Origin of the sequence: Neisseria sp. P0024.S006, from assembly GCF_051956595.1 — a bacterium.
Classification (GTDB): domain Bacteria; phylum Pseudomonadota; class Gammaproteobacteria; order Burkholderiales; family Neisseriaceae; genus Neisseria.
The window spans coordinates 1-493 of the sequence record NZ_JBQCXH010000031.1; the positions used below are offsets into that span (position 1 = coordinate 1).

The 493-nt window shown below is 53.1% G+C and carries 1 protein-coding gene; it reads left to right on the forward strand.

The genetic code is table 11. The features are described 5' to 3' along the window. On the forward strand, positions 1–493 hold a 493-nt coding region (locus ACTHUF_RS11105; protein ID WP_440407720.1), incomplete at both ends, for a hypothetical protein.

Sequence of the window (493 nt, forward strand, 5' to 3'; positions counted from 1 at the left end):
GGTGTGTGTGGTGTTGTTGGGGTGGGTGGTGTTTTTCGTTGGTGTGCGTTTTGTTGGGGCGTGGGTGTTGTTCAGGTTGCTGGTGTCGGGATTGGGTGCGTTGGGGGGGCGTTGTTTGCTGGTGTTTGTGGTTAGTTTTTTCGGTGTGGAGTTAAGGCCGTTTGAGGTTGTTTTTGGGTGGTCTGGGGGTTGGGTGTGTTTTTTTTTGTTGTTTTTTGTTTGGGTTTGGTGTGGGTGGGTTTGTGGTGGGGGGTTTTGTTGGTTTGTTTTTGTGTGGGTTGGGTGGTTTGTGGTGGTGGTTTTTTGGGTTTGGTGGTTTTTTGTTGTGGGGGGTTGGTGTTGGGGTTTGGGGTGGGGTTGTGGTGGTGGGTGGGGGGTGTGGTTGTTGTGGTTGGGGGGGTGGGGGGTGTGGTGTTGGGGGTTGTGGGTTTGGGGGGGGTTTTGTGTTTTGTGGTGTGTGTGTGGGTTGGGTGTTGTTTGTGTTGTTGTTGGG